At 65.3% G+C, this 13,778-nt stretch carries 13 protein-coding genes; 3 read left to right on the top strand and 10 right to left on the bottom strand.

Annotation, left to right across the window (positions count from 1 at the left end; all coding sequences use genetic code 11):
* From WH265_RS23855 to WH265_RS23865, 3 genes are all read left to right on the top strand, one after another.
* A partial coding sequence (locus tag WH265_RS23855) for a tetratricopeptide repeat protein (protein ID WP_339559882.1) occupies window positions 1-1,183 on the top strand: 1,183 nt, incomplete at its 5' end.
* 17 nt (window positions 1,184-1,200) lie between these two features.
* On the top strand, window positions 1,201-1,767 hold the full coding sequence (locus WH265_RS23860; RefSeq protein WP_339559883.1) for a pentapeptide repeat-containing protein: 567 nt from the start codon (window positions 1,201-1,203) through the stop codon (window positions 1,765-1,767).
* A gap of 60 nt (window positions 1,768-1,827) precedes the next feature.
* On the top strand, window positions 1,828-2,670 hold the full coding sequence (locus tag WH265_RS23865) for a ChaN family lipoprotein (protein ID WP_339559884.1): 843 nt from the start codon (window positions 1,828-1,830) through the stop codon (window positions 2,668-2,670).
* Between the two features lie 4 nt (window positions 2,671-2,674).
* Here WH265_RS23865 and garD read toward each other — a convergent pair whose 3' ends face one another.
* From garD to WH265_RS23915, 10 genes are all read right to left on the bottom strand, one after another.
* The gene (garD, locus tag WH265_RS23870) at window positions 2,675-4,246 is read right to left on the bottom strand and encodes a galactarate dehydratase (RefSeq protein WP_339559885.1); all 1,572 of its coding nucleotides are present in this window, start codon (window positions 4,244-4,246) and stop codon (window positions 2,675-2,677) included.
* 101 nt (window positions 4,247-4,347) lie between these two features.
* Window positions 4,348-5,349, bottom strand: a complete 1,002-nt coding sequence (locus tag WH265_RS23875) for a Bug family tripartite tricarboxylate transporter substrate binding protein (protein ID WP_339559886.1) — start codon at window positions 5,347-5,349, stop codon at window positions 4,348-4,350.
* Between the two features lie 49 nt (window positions 5,350-5,398).
* The gene (locus tag WH265_RS23880) at window positions 5,399-6,694 is read right to left on the bottom strand and encodes a glucarate dehydratase family protein (protein ID WP_339559887.1); all 1,296 of its coding nucleotides are present in this window, start codon (window positions 6,692-6,694) and stop codon (window positions 5,399-5,401) included.
* 54 nt (window positions 6,695-6,748) lie between these two features.
* Window positions 6,749-8,044 (bottom strand): TRAP transporter large permease, encoded by a 1,296-nt coding sequence (locus WH265_RS23885; RefSeq protein ID WP_339559888.1) that lies wholly within the window; start codon window positions 8,042-8,044, stop codon window positions 6,749-6,751.
* Between the two features lie 10 nt (window positions 8,045-8,054).
* A complete protein-coding gene (locus WH265_RS23890) occupies window positions 8,055-8,537 on the bottom strand; it encodes a TRAP transporter small permease (RefSeq protein WP_339559889.1) in 483 nt (160 codons plus the stop codon).
* A 101-nt stretch (window positions 8,538-8,638) separates the two neighbouring features.
* A complete protein-coding gene (locus WH265_RS23895) occupies window positions 8,639-9,604 on the bottom strand; it encodes a TRAP transporter substrate-binding protein (protein WP_021025002.1) in 966 nt (321 codons plus the stop codon).
* Between the two features lie 80 nt (window positions 9,605-9,684).
* The gene (locus tag WH265_RS23900) at window positions 9,685-10,593 is read right to left on the bottom strand and encodes an SMP-30/gluconolactonase/LRE family protein (RefSeq protein WP_339559890.1); all 909 of its coding nucleotides are present in this window, start codon (window positions 10,591-10,593) and stop codon (window positions 9,685-9,687) included.
* The gene (locus tag WH265_RS23905) at window positions 10,590-11,423 is read right to left on the bottom strand and encodes an NAD-dependent epimerase/dehydratase family protein (protein WP_339559891.1); all 834 of its coding nucleotides are present in this window, start codon (window positions 11,421-11,423) and stop codon (window positions 10,590-10,592) included. The genes WH265_RS23900 and WH265_RS23905 overlap by 4 nt, the downstream gene beginning before the upstream one ends.
* Before the next feature lie 52 nt (window positions 11,424-11,475).
* Window positions 11,476-12,639 (bottom strand): pyridoxal phosphate-dependent aminotransferase, encoded by a 1,164-nt coding sequence (locus tag WH265_RS23910; RefSeq protein ID WP_339559892.1) that lies wholly within the window; start codon window positions 12,637-12,639, stop codon window positions 11,476-11,478.
* A gap of 72 nt (window positions 12,640-12,711) precedes the next feature.
* A complete protein-coding gene (locus tag WH265_RS23915; RefSeq protein WP_021024998.1) occupies window positions 12,712-13,605 on the bottom strand; it encodes an amino acid ABC transporter substrate-binding protein in 894 nt (297 codons plus the stop codon).
* Window positions 13,606-13,778: the final 173 nt, after the last annotated feature.

The raw sequence follows: 13,778 nt of genomic DNA on the forward strand, positions 1-13,778 counted from the left end.
GCTGCAGGCCTGCGCCAGCTGGGCCGCCATCGTGCTGCCATCGGCCGGCGCTGGCGATGCCGGCACGGCCGCCAGCAGCAGCCAGGCCCCGGCAGCGCCCGCCGCGCCGGGCGCCGCGTCGTCCATCCGCATGCCGGCCCAGCGCAGCGATGCCAGCCTGCAGGCGCTGCGCAGACAGGCGCAGGAAGGCGATGTCAGCTCCCAGTTCGAGCTGGGCATGTACTACTACCAGAACGCCGGCCTGCCACAAGCGGGCGCGCAGGCCCGCCAGTGGCTGGGCCAGGCCGCCGCACAAGGCGATGCCCGGGCCATGGCGGCGCTGGGCTACATGCTGGGAACAGGCACCGGTGGTGTGCGGGATGTGCCCACCGGCCGCCAGTGGCTGCAGCGCGCAGCCGATGCGCGCCTGGCCAAGGCCACCTACCTGCTGTCCCTGGTCGAGCGCCGGGTGACCGGCCCCAAGGCCATGCAGCAATCGCGCTTGCTGCTGGAACAGGCCGCGCGCGATGGCGATGCGATGGCGCTCAATGACCTGGCCGTCGAGCGCGAGCTTGAAGGGCGCATGAACGAGGCCAAGGAGCTGTACGCCCAGGCCCAGGCCGGTGGCAGCCAGACGGCGGCGCAAAACCTGGGCCGCATCGCCAGCTACCAGCGCGCCAGCACCGCCGAGCAGCTGGGCCGCCTGCGCGCCCGTGCCGACGAGGGCAATGCCAATGCGCTGCTGGAGCTGGCCTACCGCTACCACCTGGGGCGCGGCGTGCAGCGCAATTTCGCCACCGCCATCCAGTACTACCGGCGCGCTGCCGATGCTGGCTCGCCCAAGGCGCGTGAGTTTCTGGCGCTGATCTTCAGCCGCAGCAACGACAAGCAACCGGTGATCGACGAAGCCTGGATGCAGGAGCTGGCCGCGCGCATCAATGCCGTGGCCTTGCAGGTCGAAGAAAAACACCCCAGCGCGCCGCCCGATCGCCCCCAGCGCGTGGCCGACCCGCTCTCGCAGCTGAGCCAGCAGCCCTTTGCCTGGCCCGAGCCGCCTGCCGCCGATGGCGATGCGGCGGCAGATACCAACACCCCACCGCTCTCGCAGGAGCAGGCGGTGCCAACCGAGGGGCTCCCCTCTGCCGCGCATGCCCCAGGCATGCAACCCTCCAACCTGAGTCACAACGCGCCGCTCACCGAGTAGCGCAAGAAAGGACAAGCATGCAACAACCCACAATCAAGCAGGCCCTGGCCGTGCTGACCCTGAGCCTGGCCGCTGGCGGCGTCTGGGCACAAGGCGCCGTCATCTCGGCCCCCGGCGTCGATGTGCGCGGCGGCAGCCAAGGCGCCTCGGTCACCGTCAACGGTGCCGTCGTCAATGCGGCCTCGGGCCGTGGCGCCGTGGCCGAGACCCATATCCCCGGCCGCAGCAGCACCGTGCACGGTGGGGCAGGTGGCGCAGCCGTCGTCGTCGAAGGCCAGGGTAAATCAGCCACCACCGTGCGCAGCCAAAAGCGCAGCAGCGGCGGCAACCAGGCCCATGTGAACGCCAATATGTCGGGCTCCAACCTGCCCCAGGCCAACTTTGCCGGCCATAGCTTCACGAATGTAGACCTGTCCAACTCCAACCTGCAGGGCGCCAACTTCCAGGGTGCCGAGCTGGTCAATGTGAGCCTGGACAACTCCAACCTGGCCGGCGCCAACCTGACGGGCGCGACCCTGGTCAATGTGTCGATGGAGGGCGCATTGACCACCGGCGCCATCTGGACCAACGGCCAGCGCCGTTAAGAAAACACGGCAACCCTTCAAGCCCCCAGGCCGCCGGCCAGCCATTACCATGCGCGAATGATGCAAATAAATGTCATTCGCACTGGCGGCTGGCTGACCGGCCTGTTGGGCTTGGCGCTGCTGGCCGGTTGCGCCAGCCAGGCGCCGCTAAACTCCGCCTCGGCCAACGCCGAGCTGGACCGGTCGACCATGTCACTGGCCGAAGCGCCCGATGTGCTGCTGCTGGGCGAGCAGCATGATGCCGCCGCGCACCAAGCCTGGCAGCAGGCCACGGTGGCCCATTGGGCGGCACGGCGGCAATTGGCCGCTGTCGTGCTGGAGATGGCCGACGCCGGCCACAGCACCCAGGGCCTGGCCCCCAGCGCCAGCGAAGCCCAGGTGCAGCAGGCGCTGGCCTGGAATGACAAGGGCTGGCCCTGGCGCCACTATGGCCCGGCGGTGATGGCGGCGGTGCAGGCGGGAGTGCCCGTGCTGGGCGGCAACCTGCCGCGTGCGCAGATGCGCGATGTGATGCAGCAAACCCGCTGGGACAGCCACCTGCCTGCTGCTGCATGGCAGCGCCAGCTCGACGCGATTGCCGACGGCCACTGCGGCCTGCTGCCCGACACCCAACTGGCCCCGATGGCGCGCATCCAGCTGGCCAAGGACGACAGCATGGCCCAGACCGCTACCGCCCAGCTGCAGCCCGGCAAGACGGTGCTGCTGATCGCCGGGCGCGGCCATGTGCTGCGCAGCATCGGCATTCCCACCTGGCTGCCTGCGGGCACCCGCTCGGTGGTGGCCATTGGCCAGGCGGGCAGCCAGGCCCAGGCCGATGCGGCCGACCGCGACTGGGTGCACAGCACCCCGGCGCTGCCGGCCCAGGACCACTGCGCCGCGCTGCGCGAGAAGTGGAAAAAGTAAGGCTTCAGGTCACGGGCGCCGGGTTGAACAGCACCAGCGCATTGTGCAGCTGCCACTCTTCCGCCCAGGTCTTCTTGCGGCCACTGGCCACCTCCAGCATCAGGCGGAACATCTCCCAGCCCATCTCCTCGATGGTCGCTTCGCCATCGGCAATGCGCCCGGCGTTCACATCCATCAGGTCATGCCAGCGGCGCGCCAGATCGCTGCGTGTGGCCACCTTGATCACCGGCACCTGCGCCAGCCCATACGGCGTGCCGCGCCCGGTGGTGAACACATGCAGGTTCATGCCGGCGGCCAGCTGCAAGGTGCCGCAGATGAAGTCGCTCGCAGGCGTGGCCGCATAGACCAGGCCACGCTCGATGCCGCGTTCGGCCAGCCGTTGGCCGGGCGAGAGCACGCCGTTGATGGGCGCCGTGCCGCTCTTGATGATCGAGCCCATGGCCTTTTCCACGATGTTGGACAGGCCGCCCTTCTTGTTGCCCGGCGTGGTGTTGGCGCTGCGGTCCACCTTGCCCTTGTCCAGGTAGGCGTCGTACCAAGCCATCTCGTCGATCATGGCCTGCGCCACCTCGGGGGTTGAGGCGCGCGAGGTCAGCTGGTCAATACCATCGCGCACCTCGGTCACTTCGCTGAACATCACGGTTGCCCCTGCGCGCACCAGCAGATCGGTGCAAAAGCCAACGGCCGGGTTGGCCGTCACACCGCTGAAGGCATCGCTGCCGCCGCACTGCACGCCCACGACCAAGGCACTGGCTGGCACGGTCTCGCGCCGGCGCTGGTTCAGCCGTGCCAGGTGTGCCTCGGCCCGCGTCATGATGGACTGCACCATCGACATAAAGCCCACATGTGCCTCGTCCTGCAGGCAGACCACATCGAGCTCGGGCGCGCGCTCATCGGTGATGGGGAAAGAGCCCGGTGGCAGCAGGCGCTCGGGCTGCAGCTTTTCGCAGCCCAGGCTGACGACCATCACCTCGCCGCCAAAGTTCGGGTTGTGGCTGATATTGCGCAAGGTGCGCTGCGGAATGTCTGCACCCACCGCATCAATGGCCACGCCGCAGCCATAGCTGTGCTCCAGCCCAACGACATCGTCGACCTGCGGGTAGCGCGGCAGCAGCTCGGCCTTGATCCGGCGCACCGCAAAATCCAGCACGCCCGCCACGCACTGCACCGTGGTGGTGATGGCCAGGATATTGCGCGTGCCCACCGTGCCATCGGCATTGCGGTAGCCCTCAAAGGTATAGCCCTCCAGTGGCGGCAGATCGGGCGCGGTCACCGTGGCGATCGGCAGGCCTTCGAGCGAGCGGGCCTCGGGCATCTGCAGCAGGCGCTCATGCACCCAGCTGCCCGCGGCAATGGCCTGGCGCGCATAGCCGATCACCACGTTGTAGCGGCGCACGGCCTCGCCTTGTGCAATGTCCAGCAAGGCCACCTTGTGGGCCTGCGGCACCTGCTCGACCAGGCGCAGGCCCGAGGGCAGCACGGTGCCGGCCGGTAGCCCGCCGTCATTGGCGATGATCGCGACGTTGTCCGCCGCATGCATGGAAATCGAAAGTGGGGTCGTTCTGGCTTGTGTCATGGCAAATACTCTCTACGGCGGTGCTCCTTCAGCGTAGCGCATGCGCGCTGCCGGCCCGCCTGGCACCTGTCGCTTCGCGCGACAGGGCCGAACGCAAACGCTCAATCGGCCTTGATACCCGCGGCCTGGATCACCTGCGCCCATTTGGCCACCTCGGCCTTCTGGAACTCGGCCAGCTCGGCCGGCGTCATCGTCGACGGCTGCATGCCAAAGGCCTTCAAACGCGTCTGCACTTCGGGCGTGGCGACGATCTTCATGATCTCGGCATGCAGGCGGTCCACCACCGGCTTGGGCGTACCCGCAGGTGCAAACACCGCTTGCCAGGAACCCATGTCAAAGCCCTTTTCACCAGCCTCGGCAATGGTCGGCACATCGGGCAGCGATTCCAGGCGCTTGGAGCTGGTCACCGCGATCGGGCGCAGCTTGCCGGCCTGGATATGCGGGCCGACCACCAGGGCCGTGTCAAACATCATGTCGACCTGGCCGCCGATGACATCCTGCACCGCCGGGCCGCTGCCCTTGTAGGGCACATGGGTGAACTTGACGCCCGTCTGGTAGGCCAGCAGCTCCAGCGCCATGTGGTTGGAGGTGCCGCTGCCGGGCGAGGCCGAGGTCAGCCCGCCGCTGGAGGACTTGGCCTTGCTGCCGGCCATCACATCGGCCAGGGTCTTGTAGGGGCTGGAGGCGGGCACCACCAGCACCAGCGGGCCCGAGCCCAGCATCGCGACCGGCGTGAAGGATTTGACCGGGTCGTAGTCGAGCTTGGAATACAGACTGATATTGATCGCATGCGAGCTGATGGTGCCGCCCAGGATGGTGTAGCCATCGGGCGCTGCGCGCGCGGCCAGTGCCGAGCCCACGCTGCCGCCGGCCCCGCCTTTGTTCTCGATGATCATCGACGTGCCCAGCGCCTTGCCCAGCGGCTGGGCGATCACACGTGCCAAGGTATCGGTATTGCCGCCGGGCGGAAACGGCACCAGGTAGGTGATGGATTTACCGGTGGGCCAGCTGCTTTGTGCCAGCGCGGATGTGCTGGCCAGGCCGGCGCCCAGCATCAGGGCGCTGGCTGCGAGCGAGCTTTGGATCAGGGTTCTGCGTTGCATGGATGTCTCCTTGGTTTGTAATCGTCGAAAGCAATGAACTCGGTGGGGATCAAAAACGCGGCTGCTTGCCGTCAAAGCTGGGGTCGTACTTGCGCATCTGGCCCAGGTCATCGCGGTTGCGGATGCCGCAGTGCAGGTAGTTGTCATGCAGGCGCGCCAGCGCATTGCGGTCCAGGCGTACGCCCAGGCCTGGCGTTGTCGGCACGCGCAGGCTGCCCGCTTCAAACTGCAGGCGCCCGCCTTCGATGACCTCCTCGTCCTGCCAGGGGTAGTGGGTGTCGCAGGCATAGGTGAGCAAGGGCACGCTGGCACAGAGATGCGTCATCGCCACCAGGCTGATGCCCAGGTGCGAGTTGCTGTGCATCGACAGGCCCAAATCGAAGGTACGGCACAGGGTGGACAGGCGCTGCGTCGCGCGCAGACCGCCCCAGTAGTGGTGGTCACTCAGCACAATCTTCACCGGGCAGCCCATCTCGGCATTGCGCCGGAACTCGGCAAAATCGGTCACCACCATATTGGTGGCCAGCGGCACCTCGCAGGCGCGGGCCACGGCGGCCATGCCGTCCAGCCCGGGGGCCGGGTCTTCGTAGTACTCCAGCACGCCACGCAGCTTGTCGACAATGCGCAGGCTGGTCTCCACCGTCCAGTTGGCATTCGGATCGATGCGCAAAGGCAGGCCGGGAAAGGCCTCGGCCAGGGCGAGAATGCCGGCGGCCTCCTCGTCAGGCGGCAAGGCCCCGGCCTTGAGCTTGATGCTCTGGAAGCCGTACTGGCCAATCATGCGCTGGGCCTGCGCCACCAGCTGCTGCGGTGTCAGCGCCTCGCCCCAGGCATCGGGCGCATAGGGCTGGCCGGCATGCTCGGCGTACTTGTAGAACAGGTAGGCCGAGAACGGCACACTGGGGCGCGCCGCACCCCCCAGCAGATCCACGACAGGCGCATTCGCCATCTGGCCTTGCAGATCGAGCATGGCCACCTCAAAAGCACTGACCACCTTGGCCACCGTTTTGGATACATGGGTGCCCGGCGCGAGCGACACCTGCTGGCCCAGAAACTCCGAGGCCGTCTGCACCGGTGGCGCCACCAGCGCCGCCACCCGCTGCTCCATCTCGTTGAGCGCCCAGGGCGACAGCCCCACCAAGGCCGGTGCCGCCTTGGCCAGTGCATCGAGCATGGGCTGGTCGCCATAGCTCTCGTTGATGCCCACCAGGCCCGAGGCGGTCTCGATCTCGATGATGGAGCGCAGCGCCCAGGGCTCGTGGATGCCGGCAGCGTTGAGCAGCGGCGGATCGCGGAAGGCAATCGGCGTGATGCGGAGTTGGCGAATGGCGTGTGAGGTACTCATCGTGAAAGCGCAGAAAAAAGCAGAAGGGGTGAAGGCTTGGGAGACAGTGAAGGCTTAGCGCACGGTCATGAAGATCTGCGGCAACCAGGTGGTGAAGGCCGGCACAAAGGTCACCAGGCCCAGCGCAAAGATCAGCGCGCCATAGAACGGCCAGATGGTGCGCATGACGGTGCCCACCGACACACCGCCAATGGCACAGCCAACAAACTGGGTCGTGCCCACCGGCGGGGTGTTCAGGCCCAGCGCACAGTTGATCAGCAGCACAATGCCGAACTGCACCGAGCTCATGCCGTAGTGCTGGGCAATCGGCAGGAAGATGGGCGTGCACAGCAAGATGGTGGCGGCCATGTCGAGGAAGGTGCCCAGCAGGAACAGGATGATGTTGATCAGCAGAAACACCATCCAGGGCGTGGTGGTGACCTGGGCCAGCATCTGGCCGGTGAGCTCGGCCACACCGTAGAGGCTGATCAGGTAGCCAAAGGTGCTGGAGATACCGATCAGCAGCAAGATGATGCCGGTGTTGCGCACCGCCTTGGAGGCGGCCTTGACAAAGTGCGACCAGCTCAGCGACCGGTAGACAAACACCATCAGCGCCAGCGCATAGAGCACGGCGACCACGGCCGACTCGGTGGCGGTGAACACGCCCGACAGAATGCCGCCCAGAATCAGCACCACGACAAACAGACCCGGCAGCGCCGCGGCCAGGCTGCGGCCCACGACCTGCCAGCCGGGGAAGGTGCCGGCCGGGTAGCCGCGCCGCCGTGCCACCCAGTAGGCCGCACCCAGGTTGCTCAGGGTCAGGATCAGCGCCGGGATGATGGCCGCCAGAATCAGCGCCGCAATCGACACCTTGCCGCTGGCCGCCAGCGCATAGATGATGATGTTGTGGCTGGTCGGCATCAGCGCGCCCACCAGGGCCGCATGCGTGGTCACATTGACGGCGTAGTCGGCGTGGTAGCCCTCTTTCTTCATCATCGGGATCATCACCGCACCCATGGCCGAGACATCGGCCACCGGCGAGCCCGAGACGCCGCCAAACAAGGTGCAGGCCACCACATTGGACATGCCCAGGCCGCCGCGCACATGGCCGATCAGCGCCCGCGCAAAGTTGACGATGCGGTCGGCAATGCCGCCGTGCAGCATCAGCTCACCGGCAAAGATGAAGAACGGAATCGCCAGAAAGGAGAACACCCCCATGCCGGCGGTCATCTGCTGAAAACCCACCTCCAGCGGCAGCCCCTCATAGGCCAGCGTGGCCAGTGCAGACAGACCAATGGAGAAGGCCACCGGCACGCCCAGCAGCAGCAGGACGGCAAAGCTCAGGCTCAGAATCAGCAAGGCTGTGGTCATCGCCGCGCTCCTAGTTGGGCTGCACTTCGCGGCCTTGCGCGAGTGCGATCAGGTGTTCGATGGAAAACAGCACGATCAGGCTGCCGGCAAGGATGGCGGGCACATATTTCCAGCCTTCGGACACGCCCAGGGTCGGCAGGCGGTAGTCCCAGACCGATTCGGCCAGCGACGTGCAGCCATAGGCCATGGCCGCGCCAAACAGCAGGATCAGCGCATGGATCAGAAACTCCATCTTGGTGCGCAGCCAGTCCGGCGCCAGCACCAGCAGCGACTCCAGCCCGATATGGCCGCTGTCGCGCACACCGACGGCCACGCCGAACATGGTCACATAGAGCACCAGCAACAGCGACAGGCTCTCGGCCCAGGTCGGCGTGTTGTTGAGCACATAGCGGCCAAACACCTGCCAGCTGACGGCGGCAATCAGCAGCATCAGGCCGGCAATTCCCAGCCACATGCACAAGCGCGACAAGGCGCTGCAAATCTTGGTAAACATCGTGGTGCCCGTGCAGACCCGGGGCGTACAGCCTCCGGGCAAAGAGTTGCAAGGAGCCAGCACCCGGCGGGCACTGGCATTGGCGTGGGATCAGCGGCGGATCAAGGCGTTTCCTGCGCGCGCTTGACCAGGTCTTTCAGCTTGGCATCGGTGATGAACTTGTCATACACCGGCCGCATCGCCGCCTGGAACGGGGCCTTGTCCACCTCGATGATCTCGGCGCCGCCCGCCTTCACGACCTCGAGCGACTTGGCCTCACGCTCGGCCCACTGCTTGCGCATATAGGGCACCGACTCCTTGGCAGCCTGGCGCACCCAGCGCTGCTCCTCGGGCGAGAGCTTGTCAAAGGTCCGTTTGGAGAACAGCAAAATCTCCGGCGCCATCGAGTGCTCGGTCTTGCTGAAGTACTTGGCGACTTCGAACGAGCGCGAGCTCTCGAAGGTCGGGTAGTTGTTTTCGGCCGCATCGATGAGGCCGGTCTTCAGCCCGGTGTAGACCTCGCCCATCGGCATCGGCGTCGCATTGGCGCCCATGGCTTCGAGCATGCTCACCCAGAGATCGGACTGCTGCACGCGCACCTTCATGCCCTTCATGTCGGCCAGGCTCTTGACCGGCCGCTTGGCAGTGAACATCGAGCGCGCACCGCTGTCGTAAAAGCCCAGGCCGATGAAGCCCTGTTTTTCGCAGGCTTTGAGGATCTCCTCGCCCACGGGGCCATCGAGCACCTTGTGCATGTGCTCCACCGAGCGGAACAGGAAAGGCATGGTGGGCACCACGGTCTCGTTGCAGACATTGTTCATCGCGCCCACATTGACCCGCACCATCGCCAGCGCACCTATCTTGGCCTGCTCGATGGTTTCCTTCTCGCCCCCCAGCGCCCCGTTCGGGTAGACGCGGATGCTGTGCTTGCCGCCTGATAGCGCCTTGAGGCGCTCGCCCATGAACTTCACCGCCTGCACGGTCGGGTAGTCGTCCGGGTGGATATCCGATGAACGAAATTCAGTGGCCTGCGCGCTGAGCGCCAGCAGACCGGCAGCCAGCGCTGCACTGAGAGTGGAAAGTCGCATTTGTCTACCTCGTTATCTCTGTGGTTGGGGAACATGCCCGGATGGTTTCCGGGTCTCTGGGTCACACACACCTCGCCTGTTTACAGGGGCCGAAATTCCGTCTCCTCCATTCCTGAAACGCCTGGGCGCAGCGCAAACACGCCACCGGCCAGCGGTTGGTCCGACAGATCGATACCGTCGGGCCGAATCGATGTGACATAGAGCACATCCAGCGCAGGTCCGCCAAAGGCGCACATGGCCGGCTTTTTGACCGGCAGCGCCAGCGAGCGGTCCAGCTGCCCATCGGGCCGGAAGCGGTGCACCAGGCCGGCGTCATTGCCGCAGATCCAGTAGCAGCCGTCCACATCGATGGCCGCGCCATCGGGCCGGCCCGGCAGATTTTTCATATCGACAAACAGGCGGCGGTTGTGGGGCGTGCCGCTGCCCGTGTCGTAGTCAAAGGCCCAGATCTGCTGGCTGCTGGGGTGCGAATCCGACAGGTACATGGTTCGGCCATCGGGGCTGAAGGCCAGGCCGTTGGGCGTGATCAGCGGGCCCAGCTGCAGGTCCTGCGCGCCGCCTGCCGCCATGTCCTCTGCCCCCAAGCGGTAGAGCTTGCCCACCGGCTGCGCAGCCGCCATGTCCATCAGCATGCTGCCCGCCACAAAGCGGCCCTGGCGGTCGCAGCGGCCATCGTTAAAGCGCATGCCCGGCATCGCGTGGTCGACGGCAGCCAGTGGTTGGGTGTGCGCCTCACCATCGCCCAAGGTCACCTGGTAAATGCCGTCTTCCAAGCCGGCAATCCAGCTGCGCGGCTCGCCCTGCCAGGCGGCCATGCAGGCCAGCATCTGCGGCAGCTGCCACTGCGTGGCGCTGCCTTGGCCCGGCTGCCAGCGCTGCAGCAGGCCGCGCGGTATATCGGCCCAGTACAGCGCAACCTCCTGCGCACGCCACACAGGGCTTTCGCCGGTGGCGTTGCGGGCGTCGAGCACCAGCTCGGCGGCTGTCATGCAGGCTGCTCCGGCGCATCGCCAAAGGGGCCTTGGGCGGTGAAGGCGCCGCCCTGGAAAACGGCGACCGGGTCATTGGCCGCAGGGGCGGGTTGTGCCTCCACCTGGGCGCGCCAGGGCTCGGAGCTGTCCTTGGGCACAAAGCCCAGGTGGGCGGCGGCATGGTTGTCCCACCAGAGATCGCGGTTGGCCGATGCGCCGTAGACGACGGTATGGCCGACGTTGGGCGTGAACAGGCTTTTCTCGACCAGCTGCACCAGGTCGTCATAGCTCAGCCAGCTGTGCATCATGCGCCGGTCCTTGGGCGCGGGGAAGGACGAGCCAATGCGTATGCTCACCGTCTCGATGCCATAGCGGTCAAAGTAAAAGCTCGCCATGTCCTCGCCAAAGGACTTGGACAGGCCGTAGTAGCCATCGGGTCGGCGGCGCGCGTTGGCGTCGATCTTCTCGCTTTGCTGGTAAAAGCCGATCACATGGTTGGAGCTGGCAAACACAATGCGCTTCACGCCGTGGCGGCGCGCGGCCTCGTAGAGGTGGAAGATGCCTTTGATATTGGCCTCCAGCACCTCTTCAAAAGGCCGCTCCACCGACACACCGCCCAGGTGCACGATGGCGTCGCAGCCGGCCACCATCGCATCGACCGCCTGCTTGTCGGCCAGGTCGCAGGTGTTGACTTCTTCTTGTGCATCCCGTGGCGCGCCCATGCCGGCGATGTCGGACACGCGCAAGACGGGCGCCAGGCCACGCAGACGCTGGCGCAGCACCTGGCCCAGGCCGCCGGCAGCACCAGTCAACAGCAAGCGTTGCAGCGGGGGGTTTTGTGCCTGCATCTGCTGCTCCTTTTCCATAAAAAAAGGCGCTTATGAAAAGCGCCTTGGGTGCTCAGCCTTGTGCCAGGCCGTCAATGGCAGAACGGATGTTCTTCAGTGCCTTCACCACCAGCGCAGGGTCGGTGGCGAACGACAGACGAACATAAGGCGACATGCCAAAGGCAGCGCCCGGCACGGTCGCCACCTTGGCGGCGTTGAGCAAAAAGCCCGACACCGCAGCATCGCTGTCCAGCACCTTGCCTTCGGCCGTGCGGCGGCCGATCAGGCTCTGGCAGCCGAGGAACAGGTAGAAGGCGCCATCGGGCACCGACGACAGGGTCAGCTCAGGCACGATGGCCAGCTCGCGGCGGATGGTCTCGAGCCGGTCCACAAAGGTCTGGCGCGCCTGGCGCACGCAGTCCTGGTCGCCCAGCAAGGCTGCTTGCGCAGCGGCCTGTGCCACCGAGGTTGCGCTGGTGCAGCTTTGCGATTCGAGCTTGTTCATGCCGCCAATCAACTTCTCGGGGCCTGCCGCATAGCCAATGCGCCAGCCGGTCATCGCGTACGACTTGGAGACGCCGTTGATGATCAGCATGCGGTCCTTCAGATAAGGACAGGCCTGGGCGAACGAGACAAAGGGCACACCGGTCAGGATGATGTGCTCGTAGATCTCGTCGGACATGACCAGCACATCGGGGAAGTCCTTGAGCACCTCGCCCAGCGCCTGCAGCTCGGCGCGGCTGTAGACCGCGCCGGTGGGGTTGCCAGGGCTGTTGATGATCAACCAGCGGGTCTTGGCCGTGATGCTCTGGCGCAGCGCGTCGGGCGTGAGCTTGAAGCCCACCGCTTCGGAGCAAGGCACATAGACCGGCACGCCGCCATGCAGCGCCACGATGTCGCCATAGGACACCCAGCAAGGCGTGGGCACCACGACCTCATCGCCGCTCTCCAGGGTTGCCATGAAGGCATTGAAGATCAGCTGCTTGGCGCCGACACCGGTGGTGATCTCGGCCACGGAGTAGTCGAGTTCGTTGTCCTGCTTGAACTTCTGCGCAATCGCCTTGCGCAGGCTCTCGGTGCCGGCCGGCACCGTGTACTTGGTGGCACCGGCCTTGGCCGCCGCCATCGCTGCATCGATGATGTGCTCGGGCGTATTGAAATCGGGCTCACCAATGCTCAGGTCGATGACATCGATTCCTTCGGACTTCATCTTCTTGGCCTGCGAGGAAATCGCCATGCTCGGCGACGATGGCAGGCTCTCGACTTTTTGACTTAGCTTCAACATAAATTCGCAATCGCTCGGTGTCTCTTAGATGCCCTTGTCATTGGGGTTGGCGTAGAGCGCCTTGGTCGAATCGCTGAGCGGGAAGTTGATGTTCACGTTGCGCGGTGGGATCGTGGTCATGAACCACTTCTGGTAGAGCGCTTCCATCTCGCCGGACTTGATCATCGCGTAGACGGTGTCATCGACCAGCTTCTTGAACGTCGGGTCATCCTTGCGCAGCATCACGCCATAGGGCTCGGTGCGCAGCGGCTCGTTCAGGATCACGTACTGGTCGCGCTGGGGCGAGGTGGCGATAAAGCTGGCCAGTTGCACGTCATCGAGCACAAAGGCGTCGGCCTTGCCCGATTCAAACATCACAAAGGCTTCGGACGGGTCCTTGCCATAGACCTCGTTGAACTTCACGTTCTGGGCCTTCTTGTAGGCGCGCAGCAGCTGGATCGAGGTGGTGCCGGTCACCGTGGCCACATTGCGGTTTTGCAGATCGGCAATGCCCTTGACTGCCGAGTCCTTGCGCACGGCCAGGGTCACGTTGGCCGAGAAGTAGCTCGGCGAGAAGGAGACCTGCTCCTGGCGCGCGATGGTGTTGGTCACCGGCGTGCAGTCCAGGTCGACAGTGTTGTTCTGGATCAGCGGAATGCGGCTGGTGGGCGTGGTGATCAGGTACTTGATTTCCATCTTCTGCAAGCCGGCCGCCTTTTGCGCCGCCTCTGCGACCTTCAGGCAGATGTCATTGATCATGCCGATGGGGTCCGCATTGCCATTGACCTTGTAGCTGAAGGGCACGGACATGTCGCGCGCACCGATGGTGATCGCGCCGTTTTGCTTGATCTTCTCCAGCGTGGAGGTCTGTGCTTGCGCCAGGGAAGCAGCCAGCAGAGTGACGGCACATACGGTGGTTTTCGAGAAAAGCTTGAGCATGATTGGAAAGTAGGTTACAACAAGGCATCAGTCATGTGTTGTCTGACGACAGGTGTGAATTATGATCACAGCTATGCTTAAAAGCCCCTCGGAATTACCCGCATCCCCGTCAATGGCATCCGCCCCAGATGCCATTTGCTACGGTTGCCGTGCCGCAAAAGCCAAAGGCCAGG

Source organism: Comamonas sp. MYb396, from assembly GCF_037479555.1.
GTDB lineage: Bacteria > Pseudomonadota > Gammaproteobacteria > Burkholderiales > Burkholderiaceae_C > Comamonas.

What these genes read in the sequence shown, in the direction of transcription:
- WH265_RS23860 (WP_339559883.1), top strand. Translation starts at nt 1,201, where the DNA reads ATGCAACAACCCACAATCAAGCAGGCCCTGGCCGTGCTGACCCTGAGC.
- WH265_RS23865 (WP_339559884.1), top strand. Translation starts at nt 1,828, where the DNA reads ATGCAAATAAATGTCATTCGCACTGGCGGCTGGCTGACCGGCCTGTTG.
- garD (WP_339559885.1), bottom strand. Translation starts at nt 4,246, where the DNA reads ATGACACAAGCCAGAACGACCCCACTTTCGATTTCCATGCATGCGGCG.
- WH265_RS23875 (WP_339559886.1), bottom strand. Translation starts at nt 5,349, where the DNA reads ATGCAACGCAGAACCCTGATCCAAAGCTCGCTCGCAGCCAGCGCCCTG.
- WH265_RS23880 (WP_339559887.1), bottom strand. Translation starts at nt 6,694, where the DNA reads ATGAGTACCTCACACGCCATTCGCCAACTCCGCATCACGCCGATTGCC.
- WH265_RS23885 (WP_339559888.1), bottom strand. Translation starts at nt 8,044, where the DNA reads ATGACCACAGCCTTGCTGATTCTGAGCCTGAGCTTTGCCGTCCTGCTG.
- WH265_RS23890 (WP_339559889.1), bottom strand. Translation starts at nt 8,537, where the DNA reads ATGTTTACCAAGATTTGCAGCGCCTTGTCGCGCTTGTGCATGTGGCTG.
- WH265_RS23895 (WP_021025002.1), bottom strand. Translation starts at nt 9,604, where the DNA reads ATGCGACTTTCCACTCTCAGTGCAGCGCTGGCTGCCGGTCTGCTGGCG.
- WH265_RS23900 (WP_339559890.1), bottom strand. Translation starts at nt 10,593, where the DNA reads ATGACAGCCGCCGAGCTGGTGCTCGACGCCCGCAACGCCACCGGCGAA.
- WH265_RS23905 (WP_339559891.1), bottom strand. Translation starts at nt 11,423, where the DNA reads ATGCAGGCACAAAACCCCCCGCTGCAACGCTTGCTGTTGACTGGTGCT.
- WH265_RS23910 (WP_339559892.1), bottom strand. Translation starts at nt 12,639, where the DNA reads ATGGCGATTTCCTCGCAGGCCAAGAAGATGAAGTCCGAAGGAATCGAT.
- WH265_RS23915 (WP_021024998.1), bottom strand. Translation starts at nt 13,605, where the DNA reads ATGCTCAAGCTTTTCTCGAAAACCACCGTATGTGCCGTCACTCTGCTG.